This window comes from Streptomyces sp. NPDC047981, assembly GCF_040653315.1.
Lineage (GTDB): Bacteria > Actinomycetota > Actinomycetes > Streptomycetales > Streptomycetaceae > Streptomyces.
The window spans coordinates 63,736-83,987 of record NZ_JBEZNQ010000010.1 but is presented as its reverse complement, the minus strand read 5'-3'; the positions used below and the strand labels follow the sequence as shown (position 1 = coordinate 83,987).

Below are 20,252 nucleotides of genomic sequence, written 5' to 3'. Positions count from 1 at the left end.
ACGGCCACAAGGACCTGCCATGACGCAAACCCTGCTGCACCAGATCCTGGACTACGCCAACCGGGCCGACCCGTACCCGATCTACGCAGAGCTGCGGAAGACACCGGTCCACCACGAGGCCGACGGGCCGTACCTGATCAGTACCTACTACGAGATCCGCAGCCTTCTGCACGATCCCCGGATCAGCTCCGACGCCCGCAACCTGGCGTCCGGCAGCGCCGACCCGCTGGCTCAGCCGTCCTCCGAGGAGAGCGCCCTGCCGCCGGGCTTCCTCCGGCTCGACCCGCCGGAACACGACCGGCTGCGACGCATGACGAACCGGCACTTCGGCCCGCCGCACTCTCCCCACCGGGTCGACGGAATGCGTCCGGAGCTCGACGACATCGTCGCCGGACTCATCGACGGCCTCGGCGACCCGGGGCAGATCGACCTGGTGGAGCAGTTCTCCTACCCCTTCCCCGTGACGGTGATCTGCCGACTGCTCGGAGTACCGCGCGAGGACGAGGCACGCTTCCACACGTGGGCGGACACCCTCGCCGCCAGCCTGGACCCCGACCCTGACGCCGACCCCGCCGACCGCGGCAAGGAGGCGCACGAGGCTCGGATGGCGTTGGGCATGTACCTGGCCGGCCTGATCGAGGAGCGCCGCAAGAACCCCGGGGACGACATGCTCTCCCAACTGGCCACGGCCGAGGGCCAGGACGGCCCGATGACCACGATGGAACTGCTCAGCACGGCGGCTCTGCTGCTGATCGCAGGGCATGAGACCACGGTCAACCTGATCACCAACGGCATGCTGACCCTGCTGCGCAATCCCGACGTCCTTCAGCGGCTGAGGACCGAACCGCGCCTGGCCGTACCCATCGTCGAGGAACTGCTGCGCTTCGAGCCGCCGGTGCAGCTGCTGCCCCAGCGCACCACTCTCGCGGACATCGAGGTCAGCGGCGTCACCATCCCCAAGGGCTCCACCCTCTGGCTGATCCTGGCCTCCGGCAACCGCGACCCGCAACGCTTCGAGAACCCGGACCGCTTCGACCCGGATCGCCCGGACATCCAGCACCTGGGCCTGGGCAGTGGCATCCACAGCTGCTTCGGCGCACCACTCGCCCGCCTGGAGGCCCAACTCGCCCTGGCGGAACTGGCCCGCAGACTGGAGAACCCACGCCTGCTGGACGATCCGCCCCAGTACCGCCAGAACGCCGTACTGCGCGGACCGCGCCACCTCAGGATCGCCTGCGACGGGATCCGCCCCTGAGGTCGGCGCGACTACCTCTACGCCTTGCTGGACGCGGCCGACCTTGCGGCCCGCTCGATCTTCGCGCAGTACGCCGCACGGGCTTCCTCGTCGATCCGGCTCTCGTGTTCGGGGCGCATTCCGGTCCGGCCGTCGAGGCCCTCGCGCAGGATGTCGGCGTGCCCGGCATGCCGGTTGGACTCGCCGAGGACGTGCACCATGACGGCGAACAGGTTCGTCCGGGAACCGGACTCCGGCCACCAGGGCACGTGGCCGGGGGCGTCGAGGGGAAGCTCGTCGATCGTGGCGTCCGAGTGTTCCCAGGTACGGCGGTAGAACCCGGTGATCTGATCGCGGGTCTCGTCCTCGGCCGCCCACAGGTCGCTGCCGTCGTGGTCCTGCCACCGGGGCAGCGATTCCGGGGAGGGCCGCTCGAAGACCTCGCCGAAGTACCGGGCCTCGACGGTGGCCATGTGCTTGACCAGGCCGAGGAGGTTGGTCCCGGTGGCTGTCAGAGGCCGGCGGGCGTCATACTCCGACAAGCCGTCGAGCTTCCAGAGCAGCGCCGTGCGGTCCCGCCTCAGTCTCGTGTGCAGGTTGTCCTTGGCGAACTCATCGATCATGCGGCACGAGCCTGCCACGGGCTGCTCGCGGTCTCAAGATCCCGCACGTCATCCGCGCACGACCGGCAGCACCGAGGCACCGGGCGGGCGACCAGGCGCTTGCGGGTACCGCGGCCTCGCGACACCTGCGTAATTGCCTGGTGCGCGGCAGGGCGGCAGGGCATGATCCCGGAACGTTCAGGCCGCTCAGTGAGGGAGCCGTGATGACCGTTGGCGCGTCCGAGCCGTCCGAGCCGTCCGAGCCGTCGGCTCCTTCCGGGCCTTCGGACCATTCCGGGTCCCGGCCCGAGGTCCGCGTTGCGGGTGGGGTGGTGCGCGGCAGCCGCGAGGCGGGTGTGGCGGTCTTCCGTGGCATCCCGTTCGCCGAGCCGCCGGTCGGCCCGCTGCGTTTCGCCGCGCCGCGGCCCGTACGGGGATGGGACGGCGTGCGACCGGCGGTGTCGTACGGCCCGCCGCCGCCACAGGGCGGTCATTTCGGGATGGACGCGCTGGCGCGTGACGCCGCGGGCGACGACTGGCTGACGGTCAACGTCTGGTCGCCCGACCCGAGCCGCGACGCAGGGCTGCCGGTGATGGTGTGGATCCAGGGCGGCGCCTACTCGATCGGCATGTCCGGTCTTCCCGAGTACGACGGCGTCCGACTCGCACGTGACGGTGTCGTCGTGGTGACGTTCAACTACCGGGTGGGCCTGGAGGGGTACGGGCAGATCGAAGGGGCCCCCGCCAATCGGGGCCTGCTGGACCAGATCGCCGCCCTGGAGTGGGTGCGCGACAACATCCGGGCCTTCGGCGGCGACCCAGGCCGCGTCACCGTCTTCGGTCAGTCGGCGGGAGCCGGATCGGTCGCCGCCCTGCTGGCGGCCGAGCGGGCGGCCGGGCTCTTCGGCCGGGCCGTGGCGCAGAGCGCGCAGGGCACGTATTTCTCACCGGAGCTGGCCGCCGACATCTCCACCGCGTGCGCAGCCGAGCTGGGGCTACGGCCCACGGTGGCCGACCTCGCCGGGACGGATCCCACCCGGCTGGCCGCCGCCGCTGACGCGGTCGGCGCCAAGATGACCAGGTGGGCGGATCGTTGGGGGCCGGTCGCCCACCGGGCGATCCCCTTCTCGCCGGTCATCGACGGTGACACCCTGCCGGTCACCCCGTGGCAGGCGCTGGCGAACGGCGCCGGGCGGGACATCGAACTCCTCGTCGGCCACACCCGCGACGAGACGCGGCTGCTGGCCGCGCTCGACGGAGTCCTCGGCCAGGTCACCCCGGAGCAGGCAGAGACCGCCCTGCGGGTCTTCGGCCCCGGAGAGGTCGCCGCACGCCGTTACCGTGAGGCGTTCCCTGCCGCGGGCCCGGACGAGTTCTACGAACTGGTCAACTCCGACTGGTTGTTCCGCATGCCGTCCCTGCACCTCGCCCACTGCCAGACCGCTGCCGGCGGCCGCGCCCACGTCTACGAGCTGACGTGGTCCGCCCCGGGGATGGGCGGTGTCCTCGGCGCCTGCCACGGGCTCGACGTACCCCTGGTCTTCGGCAACCTGGACCGCGGCCGGCCCGCGGCGCTGATCGGCGAGAGCCCGTCCCCCGAGGCGGAGGAACTGTCCGCGCGCATGCGGGCCGCGTGGACGTCGTTCGCCGCCCACGGCGATCCGGGCTGGCCCGCGTACGACACCCGAGAGCACCTCGTACGTCTCTTCGACGTCGAGACCCTGTCGGGCGTCACCGCCTATCCCGAAGCAGCCTCGCGCCGGATCTGGCAGGACCACACCTTCACCGCGCTGCCGCTGCTCGACCGCTAGCGGCGGGCGAAGCGTTTCGCCCGTCGCGTGTTCAGATGGCGCGCACCGAGCTGAAGTCGACAGCCCGGTCCGCTTCCTCCAGCACCCGCGCGGCAACCTGCCTCGCCTCCGCCGGCACGTCCCCGCGCTCCCGAACGAGAGTCGCGTAGATCGGCGCGTCGCCTGCTGCCCGGCCCATGGGGTCGTACTGGTTCACTTCGGGAGTCCTTACCTGCGGCGGAATCAGCTAGTGAGTGTACGGGGGCCGCATTCGGCTCGCCCGCGGTGCTCAGAGCCGCCGGTCTCTCGCTCCGCCCGGCGCTGCCGGCCGGCCCGATCAGCCGCCCGGGATGTCCTGAATCCGCTGGACGATCGACCGAACGGGGTCCCGGCGACCTCGGCCGTGCGCCGCTCGTGTGCCGTGGTTGTTCAGGCGGGACGCGCCAGGAAGGCGTGGGACGAACCGTGGTGGATTCGGCAAGGCGCTGTCACCGAACCGTGAAGCTTCCGCGCGAACCTGGTGTCCACCACAGCGCAGTTCGAGCGCCACCATCGGGGGAGTATCGCCATGAGTACCGTACGTAGAGCCTTCGTCGCCGCCGGCCTCCTCGCCGTGTCCGCACTGACCCTGACCGCCTGCGGCCCTTCCGAGGACGGTGCCGCGGGCGGGACCGACGTGCCGACGACCGCGGCTCCCACCTCCCCGCCGAAGCCCGCCGAACCGTCCGCGCCCGCCAAGCCGTCCGGACCCGCGACCCCGTCCGCGCCCGCCAAGCCGGTCTCGCCGACGGTCGATCCGGACTACGACGTCTTTCCCTGCAGCACCTTCGACGTGAAGTTCACCGCGAGCCTGGCAGAGCCCACGACCAGCAGCTACCTGTTGAAGATCACCAACAAGTCCGGTAAGCCGTGCCGGGTGCTCGGTCACCCCGTCGTCACCTTCGGCGACCTGGACGGGCAGGCGACGGAGCGCGGCAAGGCCCCGGGGATCGAGGAGGCCATCCGGCTCGCACCGGGCCAGTCCGCCTACGCCGGCCTCATGGGCGGGCTGAAGGACGCCAAGAGCAAGACGGTCTCCTCGATCGCGATGACCATGAACACCGAGTCCGACCTGGAGCAGGTGCCGCTCAAGGCCTCCACGCCCGGGCTGAACGTGTCCGACGACAATTCGGTGACCGCGTGGGTGGACAACGCCGAGGACGCCCTCAGCCTGTAGTCGAGTCCGCTCGCAGATGTGTCCGCCTGGCGGGGGCCCGGCGGGCACAGGGCCACCGGGCCGCGAGGGCAACCTGCGCCGGTGCCTCGGCGTCCTCCTCCACGGTGGACGGCTGCCGATCAACCGGGAGAGCGCGTGGCGAAGAAGGTACAGACGACGGACGCGGCGAGCGAGAAGGACCGCGAGAAGTGGCTGGCACGTTTCCAGGTGCGGCTGGCCATGCAGCCGGGCGTGGACCGAGCGGTCGTGCTCCAGGCGGTCAAGGAAGTCGTGGCGCACTGTGCCGAGACGGGAGAACACCCGCGGGCCGCCTTCGGCGACCCGGACGCCCACGCGGTGCAGGTCGCGGCGCGGCTTGTGCCGGCGGACCGGGCGGCGCGTGCGAGCCGGCGCAACGCGAGGGTGGACGCGCTCGACTCCGTGCTGAAGAGGGCCAGGGACATCGCCGGTCTGTGACCGGTCGAAGCGAACGGTCGGTGCCGCGGGACAGAAAGGCCCGCAGGCCGAGAACGTCGTCCGCGGCTGACCGACGGGGAAGCGGCGATCAGTAGGCGGAGTCGACGTTGTCGATGGAGCCGTACTTGTCGGCAGCGTAGTTGGCGGCCGCCGTGATGTTCGCGACCGGGTCGGTCAGGTCATGCTCGGTGCCGGGGACGTGGTACGCGTCGAAGGTCGGCTGGATGACCTGGAGCAGACCCTTCGAGGGCGTGCCGTTCTGCGCGTTCACGTCCCAGTTGTTCTGGGCGTTCGGGTTGCCGGAGGACTCACGCATGATGTTGCGGTGGAGGCCCTCGTAGCTGCCGGGGATCTTCTCGGCCTTCATGATGTCCAGGGCTTCCTTGATCCAGCCGTCGAGGTTGTCGGCGTACTGCTTCTTCGCCTTCTTGGCCGCCGGAGCGTCCGCCGCGGACACCTGGGACGCCGAGACATTCGCCGCCACCGGGGCTGCCTGAGCGGGCGACGGGATCAGCGTGAGCGCCGCCGCCGCGGCACCCGCGGTGGCCATGCCTGCGACGGACAGCTTGCGGAATCGGGCGATGCGGCTGGTGGTGGTCTGCGTGAGGGCGGTCATACGCGAGTAACTCTCCATCTGGCGACGACGTGGGGATGTCGACCGAACGCGGTGGCTTCGGAAGCGAAGCGGCACTCCGCGAGGTGGCTGGGGCGGTCGAGCGAACCTGGTCCGCTGTCCGGCCCCGCACCGGGATCCCCGGAACGACAGCCATGGTTAGGGGCACTCCGAGCGAAGCGCAAGGATGTGACGTACTACCCCACCACGGAGCAAATGCCTGAAATGCCCGGCCGTTGTCCGCCTGGGCGCTGGATCGCGGGACCCCCACGTACTACTTCCCTTAGGACGTGACGTGGCTCCTGTGCGGGGGGTCACAGCCAGAGCCCCCGCCAAGGAGCCATCGTCACTCACCGGTCGAGCCGTCTCACGTTCCGTACCCGACCGGGCGTCGCCCGCGCCCGCGCCTTGACTGCCCTCGCCGCTACCGCCAGGCCCTGGGCGTCTAACGGCCGTCAGGCTTGCGGAAGATGCCGAACGACCTCGTGAGGGACTTCAGAGGTGAGGTGTCCTCCGCGGCCGTGGCGGGTGCGGGCGTCCTGGGTGTGCTGTTGCCGCTGGTGGCCTCGGTGAGCGCGGCGTGTGCCGACTCGGCCGCCTCGCGGTACAGGTCGCAGGCTGACGTCATGGTCCTGAGCGCTTCGGCGTACCACGTGACCATGGCCCGTGCGTGGACGAGTTCCTCATCGGGGGTGAGCAGGTGCCAGCCCTTGCGCATACGTGTCAGAGCCTGCTCGGCGTCGGCCGGCAACGGTCGTGGCAGCGAGGCGAACTCCACGATCTTCTCCAGAAGGCCGGTCGGCTCGGTGCCGTCGAGGAAGACGTTGCCCACCGTGAAGCGTTCCGCCTCGTAGCCCTGGGTCTGCGGCACGGGGGGCAGGACGACGGCACCGCCGCGCGGCAGCCCCACGCCCAGCTCACGCTTCGTCGCGAAGTCGGCGATCAGTGCCTGGTCCGGCGTGGCCCGGTGCTCGATCACCCGGTGCCTGAGGCTCGGTGGCAGAAATGCCGTGACCGGACGCCGTCCCAGCGCGTCCGGCGTCATCGCCTCGTGCACCACGACATGGATGAACCAGCTCTGCCGGGCGCAGTCCCGCAGCAGGCGCCGCAACTCGCCATCGTCCTTGGGCAGGTAGTTGGTCGTTCGCAGACGCGCGCCCGGCACCACGTCGTGATCCCAGGCGACCCGGTCGCTGTCGGGCCAGAACACCGTGGCGGGTGAGGGCCAGCTCGCTTCCCACGCCCGCTCCGCCTCGGCGACCAGTACCCAGTCGATCTCGCTCTCGTTCTCGCTGCGGCGGGACTCAGGCGCGTAGGTCGTCAGTTGAGCGCGCACCGTGACGTCGCCGGCGACGCGCCAGCGCGCCTCGAACAGGCGGCGGGCCGAGGGGCCGGGGTCCGCGGACTCGTCCCGGGGGAACAGGTCGGTCGAGCGGGCCGCCTCGACGGGGTCGAGTTCGAGGAAGTCGTCGATCACTCCGGCCGCCTTGAGAGCGAGCAGGTTGCGTCGGACGTCCCGCTCGGCCTCGGGCCCGAGGTGACGCCCACGTCCGAGCCATGCGGTGCCGGGGACAGTGGTCGATGAAGAGCTGCTCTTGGCCATGGAACCGTCCAGTGGGTGATCGGGGCGTGACCAGTATGGTCCGTGGCCCGAGCGGCGGAGTCCACCAGCCCCGCGGCGTCTCGCGGGGCGGCCGGAAAAGGGAAGGCGGCAGCCGACCGGCCGTTGGCAGGATGTCCGCGCCGAACACCCGAGGGGAAGGACCACGCGACCGTGGCTCGTGCCATCACTTTGATTCGCTCCACCGCCCTGTCCGACGTCGCCGAGTACGCCTACGCGGCCACGGCGCCCGCCGAGTCACGCCTGATCTTCCTCGCAGGGGCCTGTCCGCTGAACGATGACGGCTCCACGGCAGCGATCGGGGACTACGCAGGCCAAGCAGCGAAAGCCGTCGAGAACATGCGGGCCGCTCTCGCCGCCTCGGGCGCGTCACTCCATGACGTCATCAGCACACGGGTTCTGGTCGCGTCGGCCCGACGCGAGGACCTGGTGGCAGCCTGGCAATGTGTCCGGGACGCGTTCGCCGACCACGACGTCCCGAGCACGTTGATGGGCGTCACCGTGCTCGGATACGAGGACCAACTCGTCGAGATCGAGGCGGTGGCCGCCGTCCTCGATGCGTGAGACCTCTTCCAAGGGCACCGGAGCGCGGCATCACCCACACCCTGAGGTCCGGTTCCCCAGGGCTGCGCCACGACCGGGCGGGTCCTCACCGGCTACGGCTGCAGGCGCTCGCGGCACGCGCTCGCAAGGCGACCGGAGTACGTCCGGTCGGTCAGAAGGCGATCAGGACGCATCCCGGCTTTCGGCGTTGGCGATGGCTTCGGCTTCGGCTTCTGCCATGGCGATGGCGACACCGAATGCCTGGGAGATGTGGCCCGCGGCAGACATGACGCGCGCGGTGCCCACGACGGGGGCGATCGCGACGAGCACGTCCTGCAGCTCTTCGACGGTGAAGTCGGCCTTGACGGCGGGGCTCATGTGGGCCATGTAGGAGATCGCCGGGGCGTCCATGGCGACGAGGGCGGCGATACGGGTGGTGATGAGCGCCTTCTCGTCCATGTTGCAGTGCTCGATGGAGTCGATCGTCATCGCCGCGAGCGTGTCGAGAACGGGAGCGTCAGACCTGGTGACCATGTCGGAACTGCCTTTCCCTGCTGAACGGAGCCGCCCACGCCCCTGGCCGCGGGGCCCGGAGGGCGGACGGGGTGCCGTACCAGCGTAGGCGTCCCTTCAGGCCTGTGCCCGTCGGGCAGCGAGTGTGAAGGAGAGCTGTCAGGGCGCTTTTCGGGGCAGCGACGGGCCGGGCTCCGTGCCGCCGACGAGGGCGGTCACTTCCCGTCGTCGGTGGGCCCGGGACGAGCTGCCCCGGGGCCGGGCTCACCGGGCGGCTCGGTCGTCGGGAGCGACGTCCATCGCGCTCCGGTGCGCAGGCGGAAGGCGGCGACGGCGGCCTCCACGGTGGGGAAGAAGTGACGAGGGGCGATGGTGCGGGTGAGTCCGTACCGCTCGATCTTGCGCCGGACGGGATCTTTGAGCTCGGCGAACACGAGGTGCACGTCGCTCGCGTTCAGCTCCTCGTCGAGCTCTTCCAGGATGTCGGCAGCGGTGGTGTCCACGTCCGTCATGGGCTCCGCCGCGACCACGATCCAGCTCGGCCGCGGCTCCGCACCGGCCAGCCGCCTGACCTCGTCCCGGAAGGCCTTGGCGTTGGCGAAGAAGAGCGGCGCGTCGAACCGGTAGATCACAAGGCCCGGCAGCTGCTGGGCCTGCGGATAGGAGCGGATGTCGTGGTAGCCCTCCAGGCCGTGCACCCGCCCCAGCACGGTGTTGTACGGCCACCAGGCGCGCCGGAAGACGTTGAGCACGGACAGGCCCACGGCGATGGCGATCCCGGGCAACACCCCGAGCAGGGCCACTCCGGCGAAGGCGGCGAAGCACAGCAGGAACTCCGCCCGGCGCAGGCGCCACAGCCGTACGGCTCCCGATACGTCGGCCAGGGACAGGGACGCGGTGATGACCACGGCGGCCAGGGCCGGCTGGGGGAGGTTGCGGAACAGGCCCGGAAGCAGCACGAGAACGAGGACGATGAGCGCGGCTCCGACCACCCCCGTGAGCTGGGTCCTGGCCCCCGCCCGCTCCGCCACGGCCGTACGAGACCCGCTCGTGCTGACGGGGAAGCCCTGGAAGAGAGCGGCCGCCAGGTTGGCCGCGCCGACCCCCGCCATCTCCTGGTTGCCGCGGACCTCCTGCCCCGTACGGGCCGCGAAGGCCGACGCGTTGGAGATCGTGTCGGCCAGGGACACCAGGGCGATACCCGCCGCACCGGCGAGCAGCGGTGCGACGTCGGCGAGCCGCACATCGGGGATCGTGAACGGCGGGAAGCCCTCGGGCAGCACCCCGACCAGGCTGACGCCGTGCTCGCCGAGATCGAAGAACGCGGCCGCGGCGATCGCCAGGACCACCATGATGAGCACCGCAGGCACCTTCGGCAGGAAGCGTTGCAGGACCAGGACCAGCGCGATACCGCCGATGCCGACCGCGGCGGCCGCCGGCACCGCCGCCCCGTCGGCGAGTTGCCGGACGAGGCCGACGCACTCGCCGATCAGGTTGTCCGCCTCGACCTTGAAGCCGAGCAGCTTGGGGAGCTGACCGATCAGAATGGTGAGGGCCAGGCCGTTCATGTAGCCGATCATCGTCGGCTTGGAGACCAGGTCGGCGATGAAGCCGAGCTTCGCCACCGAGGCCAGGACCATGATGCCCGCCACCATGAGCGCGAGCATCGACGCCAGCGCGACGGCCCGGTCGGGATCCCCGTCGGCCGCCACCAGGGGCAGCACGGTGGAGGCGATCATCGGCCCCAGCGAGGAATCCGGGCCCAGCACCAAGATCCGGGAGGGCCCGAACACCGCGTATCCGAGCAGGCAGAGGATCGTCGTGTACAGCCCGGTGATCGCCGGCAGGCCCGCCAACTCGGCGTACGCCATGCCCTGCGGCACCAGCAGGGTGGTGAGGACGACCCCCGCGACCACGTCCTTGGCCAGCCACTCGCGCCGGTAGGTGGAGACCGCGCGGATGCCGGGAACTTCCCGGAGGCGGGAGAGCATCCCGTGGCCGTCGGGCCGGGTGCTCACCGGTGTTCGGCTCTCTTGCCCGACATCACACTCAGCCCTTCTCCGGCCGGGCGGGCACGGCACGCCCGGCGCGCACGACGGTAGCGGTCCGTCACTCACCGCCCACGGGCACGGGAGCGCCGGCGGCCTCCACGACTCGCTCGTCCGGCTCCCGGCCGGGAGGGACCTGGAGGGTGGCGAGTGCCTGGCGGGACCGGCGTTCGACCAGGATCGGGATGTAGGCCCTGACTCGGGCCTGGCGGAACGCTTCGTACGCGGTCCTGACCGTCGCGTCGACGACGACCGCGTCGACCAAGGGGAACGCCGCCCTCAGCCGAGCCGCGATGTCCCGGACGGACGGGGACTCGTCGGGAGAGTCGAGTGGCGGGTCGCCAGGGTCGCCAGGGTCGTCATCGTCGTTGGATCGAGCACCGGCGCCCACGGTTTCTTCCTCCGTACGGTGGTCGGGCGGTGACGGACTGCCGGACGGCACGGGGCCGAAACGAGTCCGTCGGCTCAGGTCATTCTCTGCTCGACACCGCAAGATCGCCCCCTGAGCCAGGGACCGTCTTGCCGGGGTGCCGTTGGCCCCCTGCTGCTCACCGAGGCCGCGGAGGCGTGCCACGATCGCGGGGATTCGGCGGATCCTCCGGGCACCCGCCGAGCCCTCACAGATCCACGAATGCACGTTCGCCGGGGGCGACCAGGCGGGACAGGAACATGCCGATGCCCGCCGAGCCGGTCGCGTAGTCGTGGGCGATCCGGTTCAGCCAACGGCCGGGGAACGCGATCCCGCCCTCTTCCTCGACCCGGAACCACAGGACGGTCCTGGCGACGTCATAGGCCCTGTCCCGGTACTCCTCCTCGCCGGTGCAGCGGTACATGTCCAGCATGAACTCGCCGATCCCCGCCAGGCCTTCGAACAGACCGGGCGCGTAGGAGTACGTGACGAAGGTGTCGTCAGCCACCCGCCGGGCGAGCTCGCCGTACCGCTCGTCGCCGAGCAGCCGGTGGAACCGGACCAGCACACTGCCGACGCCCGCGCCTCCGTGGATCCAGTACGGGTACACCACGGGGTCGCCCTCGACCCGCTGCCACTGCAGGCCGAGGGCGCTCTCGCTCGCACGGCTCAGGTCGAACTCCAGACCCCGTACGGCGTACGAACGAAAGCGCTCTTCGCCGGTCGCCAGGTGCAGGTGGAGGAGGAAGAGGGCGATGCCGCTCGCCCCGTAGCCGTACCCGTAATGGACCAGACCGTCGAGAGAGGACCGCCATGAGCAGGTGTCGCCCTCGTGCTCGGCCGTGCTGAGGAGATGCTCGCCCGCCTGCACGGCACGGTCGAGATGAAGCTGCCGCCCGGTCCGCGCGTGGAAGCGCAGCGAGGCGAGTCCCCATCCGGCGACGCCGAGGAACACACCCGGATCGTCGTACAGCAGGGGAGAGGACTGCAGCAGGGTCATCGCCGCCTCGCCCCGTTCCTCCCAGCCCAGGTCGTGGAAGGCCCAGGCGATGCCGGCCGAGCCGACGTACAGCCCGGGCGGATAGGTGTCGTTGTCCAGCGGCCGCCCCAGCATCCAGGCGGCCACCTCGGGCGGCAGTCCGGCCGCCGGCGCGTCCCGGCCGCGCGTCCTCGAACCGAGCAGGAGCGCGGGCCCGCAGGCGCCGTAGGCCACGCTCAGGGGGTTGGTCGCGAAGACCGTGTAGTCGGCGGGCCAGAGGCGGTCGGTGCGCCGCTCGTCGAAGGTACGGAGCAGCAGGCCGGCGATCCCGTCGACGGTGCGCCGGACCTCCGCGTCGGGACGGGCCGGGACACCGTCCCCGGGCCTGCGCCTCTCGGTCACCAGGGGCGTCATGGCGTCACCCGTCCTTCCACTCGGCCAGGACTCTCTTCGCCTCGTCGACCCGGGCGGCGGCCAGGCACGACACGACGGACCTCACCTGCGTGGGGACGCCGAGGGCGACGAGCTCGTCGAGGAAGAGGTCCTTCGCCGCGGGGTTGAGGCCGAAGAACGCGGTGGCGGGCACGACGGTGCTGTAGAGCAGCATGGCCGCGGCGTACCAGTCGTCGCAGGGGAGGAGCCGGCTGCGCGAGGAGCGGTCCGGGTGAAGGAAGCCGGGCGTGCCCCAGCGGGTTCCGTAGGACAGCATCGCCGCCTCGTCGTCCTCGTGGACAGCGCTCTCGAAGTCGATGAACCGCATCCGAAGCGTGTCGGTGTCGATCAGGACGTTGTTCGGCGAGAGGTCGCCGAGGACCACACCGCGGGCGTGCACCTCTTCGATCATGGGGACCAGGCGGCCGGCGACCTCCCGGAACAGGGGCACGAACCGGTCCACCCTTCCCTCCCGTCGGATGTACGGGGCGAGGATGACCTCGTCGCGCGCCCAGAAGTCGTGGAACGCGACACCCTCCAGCCGTTCCTCCACCAGGAACGTGTGCTCCCATTCCCGGAACAGGTCCACGGCCCGGGGGACGGAGTCCAAGCCCTCCAGCCGGCGCAGTACCTCGTACTCGTGGCGCAGCATGTCGACCGCGTCGACCGTGCGGTCTCCGCTCGTCCAGCAGTTGGTGAGCCGCCGGGCCTCCTTCACGACGACCGGATCCCCGGTGAGCCGGTCGGTGCCGTGATAGACGCCGCCGACGTTGGAGAAGGCGAGGGCGCCCTGGACGAGATAGCGATCGTGGAGGAGCGTGCCGCCGGACTCCACGTCCGGCTCCGCGCCGGACTCCGCGTACGACTTCACGTCCGGCTCCGCGCCGGACTCCGCGCCGGACCGCGCCGCGGCCTCGGACGCCGGTCGCTCCGCGGGCTCCTCGGCGAAGGGGTCGCGGACCCAGGGCGGCAGCCGGAAGAGCGGCAGCCGTTCGTCGGCCACGTACGAGCCGTCGGGCGCCACGAGAAACGTGCTCTGCGTGCCGTCGATGTTGAGGCGCCGCGGCGGCCGGAAGCCCCCGTATCGGTAGAACAGCACTCTGCTGTCCCGATAGCGCCGGTCGGAGAGGATGTACGGCCCCTCGACGGCTTCGTCGGCCGTGCACTGGTACAGGGCCTCGATCAGCTCGGCGAAGACGTGCTCGTCGGGTGGGTACAGCGTCATGAACTTGCCGGAGAAACCGCGTTGCTGTGTCTTCGAGTTGAGTACGGCCAGCATCACCGGGTCGGCGGCGGTCTTGAATTCGACGCGGTACGACACGCACACAGGGACCACGAGTTCGAACAGGCGGACGGCGTGCGCGGGGGCGGAGGAGACATGGATCTTGAAGCCCTGGGTGGGCGGCGGAGCCGACCGGTCCGTGGATCCCGGCGCCCTCCGCGCGTGCAGCCAGACGTCCCCGCGCTCCAGAACCCAGGCGTCCGGCAGCAGCAGTCGCAGCGCGTCGCGGTACTCAGGGGTGATGGCCCTGCGGGACAGCGGCTCGTAATGCCGGGGATCGGCGAGACCGAAGAGGTGGTGGGCAGCCAGGGCCGCCTGGCGGTCCACGGGCGCTCAGCCGCCGGGGCCCCGAGAGGGGCCCCGGCAGGCTCGTGATCCTTCCGCGGTCACATCTGCACCGTTCCGCCGCCACCGCCGCATGCCACGCTGTACGTGCTGCAGCCGATCGACTGGGTGCTGTGGAAACCGGCGACGGCCGGGGTGGCAGCACCCCCTTCGGTCTGCATCCCCTGCAGCCTCAGCACACGGTCGACGTCGGCGGAGGCCCGTTCAAGGCTCGCCTTGACCTCGTTCAGCGAGGTGGACCTCGCCTTGCCCTGCTTGGCCATGAGTTCCTCCTGTCTCCTGGCAGACGTGCTGCCAGGAAACGACCGGCCGTCGTGCGCTGCCAGCCCGCAAGACCTCCACCAGCCCTTCCAGACGGTTTCCCCACCGGGTCCGACCTGCGAGGACTCCGCTGTGCAGCGCCCCAGCGGAGCTGGTCCGAACGGGTTATGCAGGCACGGCCTAGCGGTGGCTGGCTACGCCACGGGGGCGGTGAGGGCGCCTTCCCTGATCGCGTCGAGTAGCGCGTCCTTGACCTGGGGCGGCAGCAGGTTCAAGGCGTTGATGGCCTCGATGGTGAGCGGGACTTCCTCGAGCAGGTACTCGCCGCGGTCGTCACGCTGGAACTCGGGTCCGGTGCGGTCGTCGAAGTTCCAGGAGAGGATCTGGGCGGTGTAGAAGTACTCGGCTTCGCCCTTGTCGTTCTCCAGCCGGCAGAACGGACGCAGGTCGGCGGCTTCGCCGGCGATCTCCTCACGGACCTCCCGCAGCAGTGCTGCCTCAAGGCCGGTGTCCTCGGGTTCGACGCCGCCGCCGACGAGGACCTGGTAGGGCGGGATGCCGGGACGGATGCGGTTGATGACGAGCATGGTGCCGTGATCGGTGAGCAGGACGGCGCGCACACGCTGCTTCATGAGCTGGTCTCCTGGTGGTGGTTGGTCTTGGGTCAGTGCGGCATCCAGCCGCAGTTGACGGTCAACGACGTTGTCGACGGCGATGTCTCGGGTTCGGCAGGCGGCCTGACCCGGCTCAGGAGCTCCGGAGTCAGTTCCGGTTCTATCGTCAGGGCGGCGTAGTCCAGGTATCCGTCCGTGTATCCGGCCTGCCCCCGTATCGACGTCATCAGGTCCGCCAGGACCCCGCCCACACCGGACGCCTCCATGGGAACGGCCAGGGCCCGGCGTGCCCGGCCCACCGGGAGCGGCAGCACATCGTGAGGTATCTGCGCGATGATCACCTTAGTGTCTTGATCCCGGTCCGGGACATTCCCGCGGAACGGCTCCGACAGGTCGAACATGGCCAAGGCCCCCTGCAGGAGTCCCGAGTCGAACTCGAACCGGTCTGATGCGGGTAAGTGCGCGTTGGACAATGGTGGTTCAGGCGGCGCCGCTGTCCCCAGCCGACCGCGGTGAGCTCTCGGGGGGCCGTGCTCGGAAGGGGTCCAGTCCTGCGGCACGTTCGTGATGCGGCAGCCGCGACATCTTGGAGACCAGTGCCCACATCTCGCGTTCGGAGACCAGCTCGCCCGGTAGTTGGAGGCCGAGGGAATCGGCGAGCGGTTTGCGTCCCGTGTTCACGAGTGCTCTTACGGCCGCGGACCACTCGTCGGTTGCGGACACCGCCGCGCGATACCACACCGGAATCAGTAAGCCTGGCACGGCAATGGCGGTGAGCAGCAGGGGGACATCCGGGCCGGCTGTGGCCAGGGCTGCTGCCGCACAGAGGACGACGGCGCAGTGGCCGTAGAGCAGAGCCACGAAGAAGTCGACATTCGCGCGGGCGAGGTCGACCTGTCGGCGGACCTGCTCCGGCGCGTTCCCGGTCAGTTCGTTCCACATCACCTGGGTGTCGAGGCGGAACCGGTCGTAGCCGTATTCCTCCAAGCGCCGGATGGCATTGCCCAGCGCCGTCGGCGCCAACTGTGCGTCGTTGACGGGGTAGCGAGCGAGGCGCTCGCGGAGCAGCGCGCGCTGGACAGCAGTGCGCCGGCGGTCCTTACGAGCGGCTCGGGTGATCCGCGGGTCGGCGCGCAAGGCGGTCAGTTCGGCGGTGTCATCCGGTGCCAGGCGGTCCTCCCGTTCATGGCGCTCCCACCGCATCAGCGCGAGGCGGTCCTGAAGATCCTGCTTCGCCCGCCGTCGGCGAGCGCACCCGAACGCGTAGAGCGCATTCGGCCAGAGGGCGTAACCCTCCAGCACGCGGTAGAGAGGGTTCTGCAGAGCGCAGAGGGCCAGCCCGAGGAGCACTGAAACGCCCAGCACTCCGACAGACAGAGGGGTGACACCGTCCGACCACAGCCTCAAGGACTCCCCGGTGCGCCCCAGGCTCGGCCAGACGGCCACGACGAAGACGCTCACGTTCAACGCGGTCGGCAAGAGCCATCCGACCAGCACCGTCCACGCCCCGCCGAGAGCGCTCCTGGCGATGTCACCCACGCGTCACCACTCGTCGTCATCATCGCCGAACGGCGGTCCAGGTGGCGTGCTTCCAGGCGACTCGCCAGGAGAGGGCGAGGCCGGCATGGGGGGTGAAGGCTCCCGGTACGGCATGGGGGGCTCGGGGAGCATGGGGGGCGAAGGCCTCCGGTACGGCATCGGTTCTCCGAGGGCAGCGCTGGTGCCCTGGGTGGCAGAGCGCAACGCGACCACGAACTCCTGGCACGAGGCGTATCGGCCCTGAGGAGACTTGGCCAACGCCTTGGCCAACACGGCATCGGCATCGGGCGGGATCTCGGGGTGTGTCTCGGAAAGGGAAGACGGTGGGTCGTACTGGTGAGCCCACAGCAGCGCCATGGCGTTCTCGCGCTCGAACGGCGGCCTCCCGGCAAGGGCTTCGTAGACGACGCAGGCCAGGCTGTACTGATCGCTCCGGCCGTCGACGGGACGCTCGGAGGTCTGCTCCGGCGCCAAGTAGTCGAGCGAGCCGACGAGCGTGCCCGCCGCGGTGAACCCACTGAGCGACAGCGAAGTCCTCGACAGCCCGAAGCCCGTGAGGTACACGTGCTCGGGGTAGTCGCTGTCGGTTCCTGCGGCGACCAGGATGTTGCTGGGCTTGACGTCCAGGTGCACCAGGTCGTGGTCATGGGCCGCGTCGAGGGCCGAGGCCACCTGGGTGGCAATGCGTAGGGCGGTTTCGACCGGGAGCGAGCCTTCCCGGTCCAGCAACGCCCGTAGGTCGAGGCCGTGGACGTACTTCATGGCGATGTACACGACACCATCGGCCTCGCCCGCTTCGTAGATCGGCAGGATATGCGGGTGGTCGATCGCAGCTGCGAGGCGTGAGTCGTGGGCGAAGCGCTGCCGGAATGCTTCATCACGGCCCAACTCGGGCGCAAGCAGTTTCAGAGCCACGACCCGGTCCAGCCGCAGATCCTTCGCGCGGTAGACGACGGACCCTTCCCCACGGCCGATTTCGCGCTCCACTTCGTAGCCCGCGATCTGGTCCCCGATCAAGCAGCCGCCACCTTTACGCCGGAGGCGCTTCAGGTTCGCCTCGGAGGTCGTAACCGCAGCACCGAAACACCGGCTGAGGGAAGGCGGCTGGCCCAATGAGCCACTCCTCCGCACCCAACTCAAGCCGAATGGGCGATCTCGTTGCTTGGTCGTCGGGGTGGGCAGGCAGTGCCCCGGCCAGGAGGACACTTCCCAGCGCCCAGCGCCGCCGAAGGCGGCCTTGACGACTCGACCCGGTCCGCACCTCCGTGAACAGCGCGTCGTGGAGACCGAGCTCCCAGACGTGGGTCTGGGAGCCCTTCCCAGTCCTCGGCCCGCTCGACTTCGGCGCGAGCCATGCATACGTCCTCCGAGTCCTGCAGAGCGACCCCCTGCACCACAGCGTGGACCCCGGGCACCTATGCGCGGAGCCCGGTCGGGCCGCGGATCCACCGCCGCCCGGCCCTGTCCAGAAGCCGACCCGTCCGGGCTGATGCCGCTCGTCCTGGTCCAACTGCCTGCGAGTCGCGTTCACGCGTGACGACGCCACCGTGGCGCTGAAAAACAGACCGATCGCGGCCGCGAGGGCTGACAAAGCGGTCGCCCGGATCCGGATGCGTGGCTTCCCAGGTTCACCGGACGCCGTCGACGAGCCCGGACAGCGTGGCCGCGGACTCGGAAGTGAGTCGGTAGAAGCCCTGAAGGCTGACGAAGCGCTCGAGACGGCCGTCGACGACGTACTTCAGGTTGCGGGTCTTGCCTCGGGCGTTGCGCCAGGTGAGGGCCGGCAGCAGGTCGCCGGGTATCGGTGTGTCGAAGCGTACGGGTGTCGCCTCCACGTGGACCGCGCCGGCGCCGCAGCCGCCGGCTCCGAGCATCCACCAGTCGTCGTGCCCGGGGAATGGTGGATCCTGCCACGTCGCCTGAGCGGCGCCGCAGCAGTCGCCGCGTTCCATGTCGATGACCCGCATGCGGGACACCACGAACACCTCGCACCGGTTGACGTGCAGTGCGTACACCTCGTCACCGGCACGGGCGCCCGACCAGGTGGGCAGGGACTGGTGGACACCGGAGTAGGCGACCGGCGGCCGCTCGCCCACGCGGCCTGCCTTGCGCAGGGCACGGCACGTGTCGTGGGTCCACAGGACAGTGAAGGCATCAGGCATGCGGTGATCGTATGAACGAGGACTGACATCGATCCTCGTAGCGGGTCCCGGTGGTCGTGGCACAGGGAGGCCGCTCCGCATGGCCTGGGCGTGCGCCCGCCCCCTTCCCGTGGGGAGCCGGCAAGGGGCGGCGCGGCCCCGCCCGTTCGGCTGCGGGGTGGGCGAAGGAGACGCGGTCCCTCTCCGCGGGTTGTGCGAGCGGGCGGCCTTCTCCGTGTCCCCGAGGGCCTCGGCGACCTCCGGCATCGGGCTCCTCCGGGGAGACGAGCCGGGCCGCGCGTACGCCTCGTCACCGGCCCGGCGCCTCGTCGTCCTGCCCCGCCGCCGGGCCGTCGAACGGTCGCTCGCACGGATGATGAACGCCCGCCGCCACGCGAGGGACGACGAACTCTCGTCCAACACCCCGAAACCCTCGTCATCTGGGCGGCGATCACCCTCGTGACCCGTCGGCTCACCCGGAGATGCGCCACCCCCAGCTGGCCTAGAAGCCCTGGGCGACGGATTGCGGCACGACTTCCCCGCCGATCTCATTGCCGATGAGTCGATCATCACGCTGTGCGTCTTCACCGTCGCATTGCGTCGCCCTAGTGAACGAGAGAGTGCCATGCGTCGTTTCGCCATGCCCTGTATCGGAGCCGTCGCGGTGACCGTCGCCCTCGCGGCTCCCGCGCAGGCCGGGCCCGAGCCGTCCTTCGCTCCCCACACCCAGGCCGCCGCCAAAGTCGCGGCCAACGGGACGCTGCTGAAGCAGAAGAACGTGGTCTCCAGCAGCAAGTTCCAGACCGGCGGCTACTGCGTGAAGGTCGGCCCGGACGCCGTCGACCTCGCCGACAGCATCGTCCACGTCACCGGCGGCCCGGCCGGCGGCAGCGTCCACGCCTACGAGACGCCCACCTCGCAGTGCGGCAACGCGACCGACACCATCCTCGTCTACGTACGCAACCTGAACGGGGCCGCCATCGACGACGGCTTCACCCTCACCGTCCACTGACCGCCGGCCCGGCCCAAGAAACCCGCTCGGGCTCCTGAGAGGCAGCAACCGTGTTCAAGACCAAGAAGGCACGCATCACCGTCATCGCCGCCTCCGTCGTCACCGCGGCGGCCCTGACAGGCGGCATCGCACTCGCGACGGGCATCGGCACTCCCGTCAGGGCACCGCACGCCCAGGCATCCGGCCTGATCAAGTACAACGGCGACGTCGACCGCGGCACCGGCATCGCCGAGGTGACCAAGGGCGGCACCGGCATCTACTGCATCCGGTTCGTCGACACCAAGCTGACGGTCCACAACATCACACCCCAGACCGTGCCGGTCGCCGGCGTCCCCTTCGGCACCGACGCCTACCCCGCCTACACGAGGACTCCGCAGTGCGGTGACCGCGACGACACTCTCACCGTCACCGTCGGCATCAACGGCCAGTACGCCGACCAGGGTTTCTGGCTCCTCGTCCCCTGAGAACGTCAGCAGAACAGCTCCGGTTCAGAACACTGCGAACCGGGGCTGTTCTGCATCTGCGCTTCACCACGACAGCTACCGTTCCGCATCATCGGGGATCAGAAACACGCAAACGGCGAGGCCGCTCCGCGCGACCTG

21 protein-coding genes and 2 pseudogenes are annotated in these 20,252 nt (G+C 70.2%); 8 read left to right on the top strand and 15 right to left on the bottom strand.

Features of this window, described 5'->3' with window-relative positions; genetic code table 11:
* Positions 1 to 19 precede the first annotated feature (19 nt).
* Positions 20 to 1,255, top strand: coding sequence for a cytochrome P450 (locus AB0E14_RS08915; protein ID WP_362414023.1), 1,236 nt, complete (start codon positions 20 to 22; stop codon positions 1,253 to 1,255).
* A 17-nt stretch (positions 1,256 to 1,272) separates the two neighbouring features.
* On the opposite strand, the gene AB0E14_RS08910 is transcribed toward AB0E14_RS08915, so the two are convergent.
* Positions 1,273 to 1,857, bottom strand: coding sequence for a DinB family protein (locus tag AB0E14_RS08910; RefSeq protein WP_362414021.1), 585 nt, complete (start codon positions 1,855 to 1,857; stop codon positions 1,273 to 1,275).
* Positions 1,858 to 2,147: 290 nt separating this feature from the next.
* Here AB0E14_RS08910 and AB0E14_RS08905 point away from each other — a divergent pair.
* Positions 2,148 to 3,647, top strand: a pseudogene (locus AB0E14_RS08905) (carboxylesterase family protein); the annotation flags it as partial.
* A gap of 31 nt (positions 3,648 to 3,678) precedes the next feature.
* Here AB0E14_RS08905 and AB0E14_RS08900 read toward each other — a convergent pair.
* Entirely contained in the window at positions 3,679 to 3,843 is a 165-nt protein-coding gene (locus AB0E14_RS08900; RefSeq protein ID WP_361445728.1) for a hypothetical protein, read from the bottom strand.
* Between the two features lie 351 nt (positions 3,844 to 4,194).
* Between AB0E14_RS08900 and AB0E14_RS08895 the strand changes: the two genes are divergently transcribed.
* A complete protein-coding gene (locus AB0E14_RS08895; protein ID WP_362414019.1) occupies positions 4,195 to 4,842 on the top strand; it encodes a DUF4232 domain-containing protein in 648 nt (215 codons plus the stop codon).
* A 135-nt stretch (positions 4,843 to 4,977) separates the two neighbouring features.
* Positions 4,978 to 5,298 (top strand): hypothetical protein, encoded by a 321-nt coding sequence (locus AB0E14_RS08890; RefSeq protein ID WP_362414017.1) that lies wholly within the window; start codon positions 4,978 to 4,980, stop codon positions 5,296 to 5,298.
* A gap of 88 nt (positions 5,299 to 5,386) precedes the next feature.
* On the opposite strand, the gene AB0E14_RS08885 is transcribed toward AB0E14_RS08890, so the two are convergent.
* Both AB0E14_RS08885 and AB0E14_RS08880 read right to left on the bottom strand, forming a co-directional pair.
* Complete coding sequence (locus tag AB0E14_RS08885) at positions 5,387 to 5,914, bottom strand: transglycosylase SLT domain-containing protein (protein WP_362414015.1); 528 nt, start codon at positions 5,912 to 5,914, stop codon at positions 5,387 to 5,389.
* Between the two features lie 442 nt (positions 5,915 to 6,356).
* Complete coding sequence (locus tag AB0E14_RS08880; protein WP_362414012.1) at positions 6,357 to 7,514, bottom strand: hypothetical protein; 1,158 nt, start codon at positions 7,512 to 7,514, stop codon at positions 6,357 to 6,359.
* A gap of 171 nt (positions 7,515 to 7,685) precedes the next feature.
* On the opposite strand from AB0E14_RS08880, the gene AB0E14_RS08875 reads away from it, so the two are divergent.
* Entirely contained in the window at positions 7,686 to 8,096 is a 411-nt protein-coding gene (locus AB0E14_RS08875) for a Rid family hydrolase (RefSeq protein ID WP_362414010.1), read from the top strand.
* 162 nt (positions 8,097 to 8,258) lie between these two features.
* Here AB0E14_RS08875 and AB0E14_RS08870 read toward each other — a convergent pair whose 3' ends face one another.
* The 11 genes from AB0E14_RS08870 to AB0E14_RS08820 form a co-directional block, all read right to left on the bottom strand.
* The gene (locus AB0E14_RS08870; protein WP_362414008.1) at positions 8,259 to 8,609 is read right to left on the bottom strand and encodes a carboxymuconolactone decarboxylase; all 351 of its coding nucleotides are present in this window, start codon (positions 8,607 to 8,609) and stop codon (positions 8,259 to 8,261) included.
* A gap of 194 nt (positions 8,610 to 8,803) precedes the next feature.
* Positions 8,804 to 10,579 carry a sulfate permease gene (gene sulP / locus AB0E14_RS08865; protein WP_362414145.1) on the bottom strand — a complete coding sequence of 592 codons (1,776 nt, stop codon included), beginning with the start codon at positions 10,577 to 10,579 and terminating at the stop codon, positions 8,804 to 8,806.
* Between the two features lie 118 nt (positions 10,580 to 10,697).
* Positions 10,698 to 11,027: a three-helix bundle dimerization domain-containing protein gene (locus AB0E14_RS08860; RefSeq protein WP_362414006.1), complete on the bottom strand. Its 330-nt coding sequence runs from the start codon at positions 11,025 to 11,027 to the stop codon at positions 10,698 to 10,700.
* A gap of 226 nt (positions 11,028 to 11,253) precedes the next feature.
* Positions 11,254 to 12,438 carry a lanthionine synthetase C family protein gene (locus tag AB0E14_RS08855; protein WP_362414003.1) on the bottom strand — a complete coding sequence of 395 codons (1,185 nt, stop codon included), beginning with the start codon at positions 12,436 to 12,438 and terminating at the stop codon, positions 11,254 to 11,256.
* A gap of 4 nt (positions 12,439 to 12,442) precedes the next feature.
* Complete coding sequence (locus AB0E14_RS08850) at positions 12,443 to 14,065, bottom strand: hypothetical protein (protein ID WP_362414001.1); 1,623 nt, start codon at positions 14,063 to 14,065, stop codon at positions 12,443 to 12,445.
* Positions 14,066 to 14,124: 59 nt separating this feature from the next.
* Positions 14,125 to 14,346, bottom strand: coding sequence for a hypothetical protein (locus AB0E14_RS08845; RefSeq protein WP_362413999.1), 222 nt, complete (start codon positions 14,344 to 14,346; stop codon positions 14,125 to 14,127).
* Between the two features lie 192 nt (positions 14,347 to 14,538).
* Positions 14,539 to 14,976: an NUDIX domain-containing protein gene (locus AB0E14_RS08840; RefSeq protein WP_362413997.1), complete on the bottom strand. Its 438-nt coding sequence runs from the start codon at positions 14,974 to 14,976 to the stop codon at positions 14,539 to 14,541.
* A gap of 32 nt (positions 14,977 to 15,008) precedes the next feature.
* On the bottom strand, positions 15,009 to 15,359 hold the full coding sequence (locus tag AB0E14_RS08835) for a hypothetical protein (RefSeq protein ID WP_362413995.1): 351 nt from the start codon (positions 15,357 to 15,359) through the stop codon (positions 15,009 to 15,011).
* Positions 15,360 to 15,438: 79 nt separating this feature from the next.
* Positions 15,439 to 16,497, bottom strand: a complete 1,059-nt coding sequence (locus tag AB0E14_RS08830; RefSeq protein WP_362413993.1) for a hypothetical protein — start codon at positions 16,495 to 16,497, stop codon at positions 15,439 to 15,441.
* 3 nt (positions 16,498 to 16,500) lie between these two features.
* The gene (locus AB0E14_RS08825; protein WP_362413991.1) at positions 16,501 to 17,514 is read right to left on the bottom strand and encodes a serine/threonine-protein kinase; all 1,014 of its coding nucleotides are present in this window, start codon (positions 17,512 to 17,514) and stop codon (positions 16,501 to 16,503) included.
* Between the two features lie 611 nt (positions 17,515 to 18,125).
* Positions 18,126 to 18,659, bottom strand: a complete 534-nt coding sequence (locus AB0E14_RS08820) for a hypothetical protein (RefSeq protein WP_362413989.1) — start codon at positions 18,657 to 18,659, stop codon at positions 18,126 to 18,128.
* 307 nt (positions 18,660 to 18,966) lie between these two features.
* On the opposite strand from AB0E14_RS08820, the pseudogene AB0E14_RS08815 reads away from it, so the two are divergent.
* From AB0E14_RS08815 to AB0E14_RS08805, 3 genes and pseudogenes are all read left to right on the top strand, one after another.
* Positions 18,967 to 19,118: pseudogene (locus tag AB0E14_RS08815) on the top strand (IS5/IS1182 family transposase); the annotation flags it as partial.
* Between the two features lie 145 nt (positions 19,119 to 19,263).
* The gene (locus tag AB0E14_RS08810; RefSeq protein WP_362413987.1) at positions 19,264 to 19,650 is read left to right on the top strand and encodes a hypothetical protein; all 387 of its coding nucleotides are present in this window, start codon (positions 19,264 to 19,266) and stop codon (positions 19,648 to 19,650) included.
* 50 nt (positions 19,651 to 19,700) lie between these two features.
* Complete coding sequence (locus AB0E14_RS08805; protein ID WP_362413985.1) at positions 19,701 to 20,114, top strand: hypothetical protein; 414 nt, start codon at positions 19,701 to 19,703, stop codon at positions 20,112 to 20,114.
* Positions 20,115 to 20,252 lie beyond the last annotated feature (138 nt).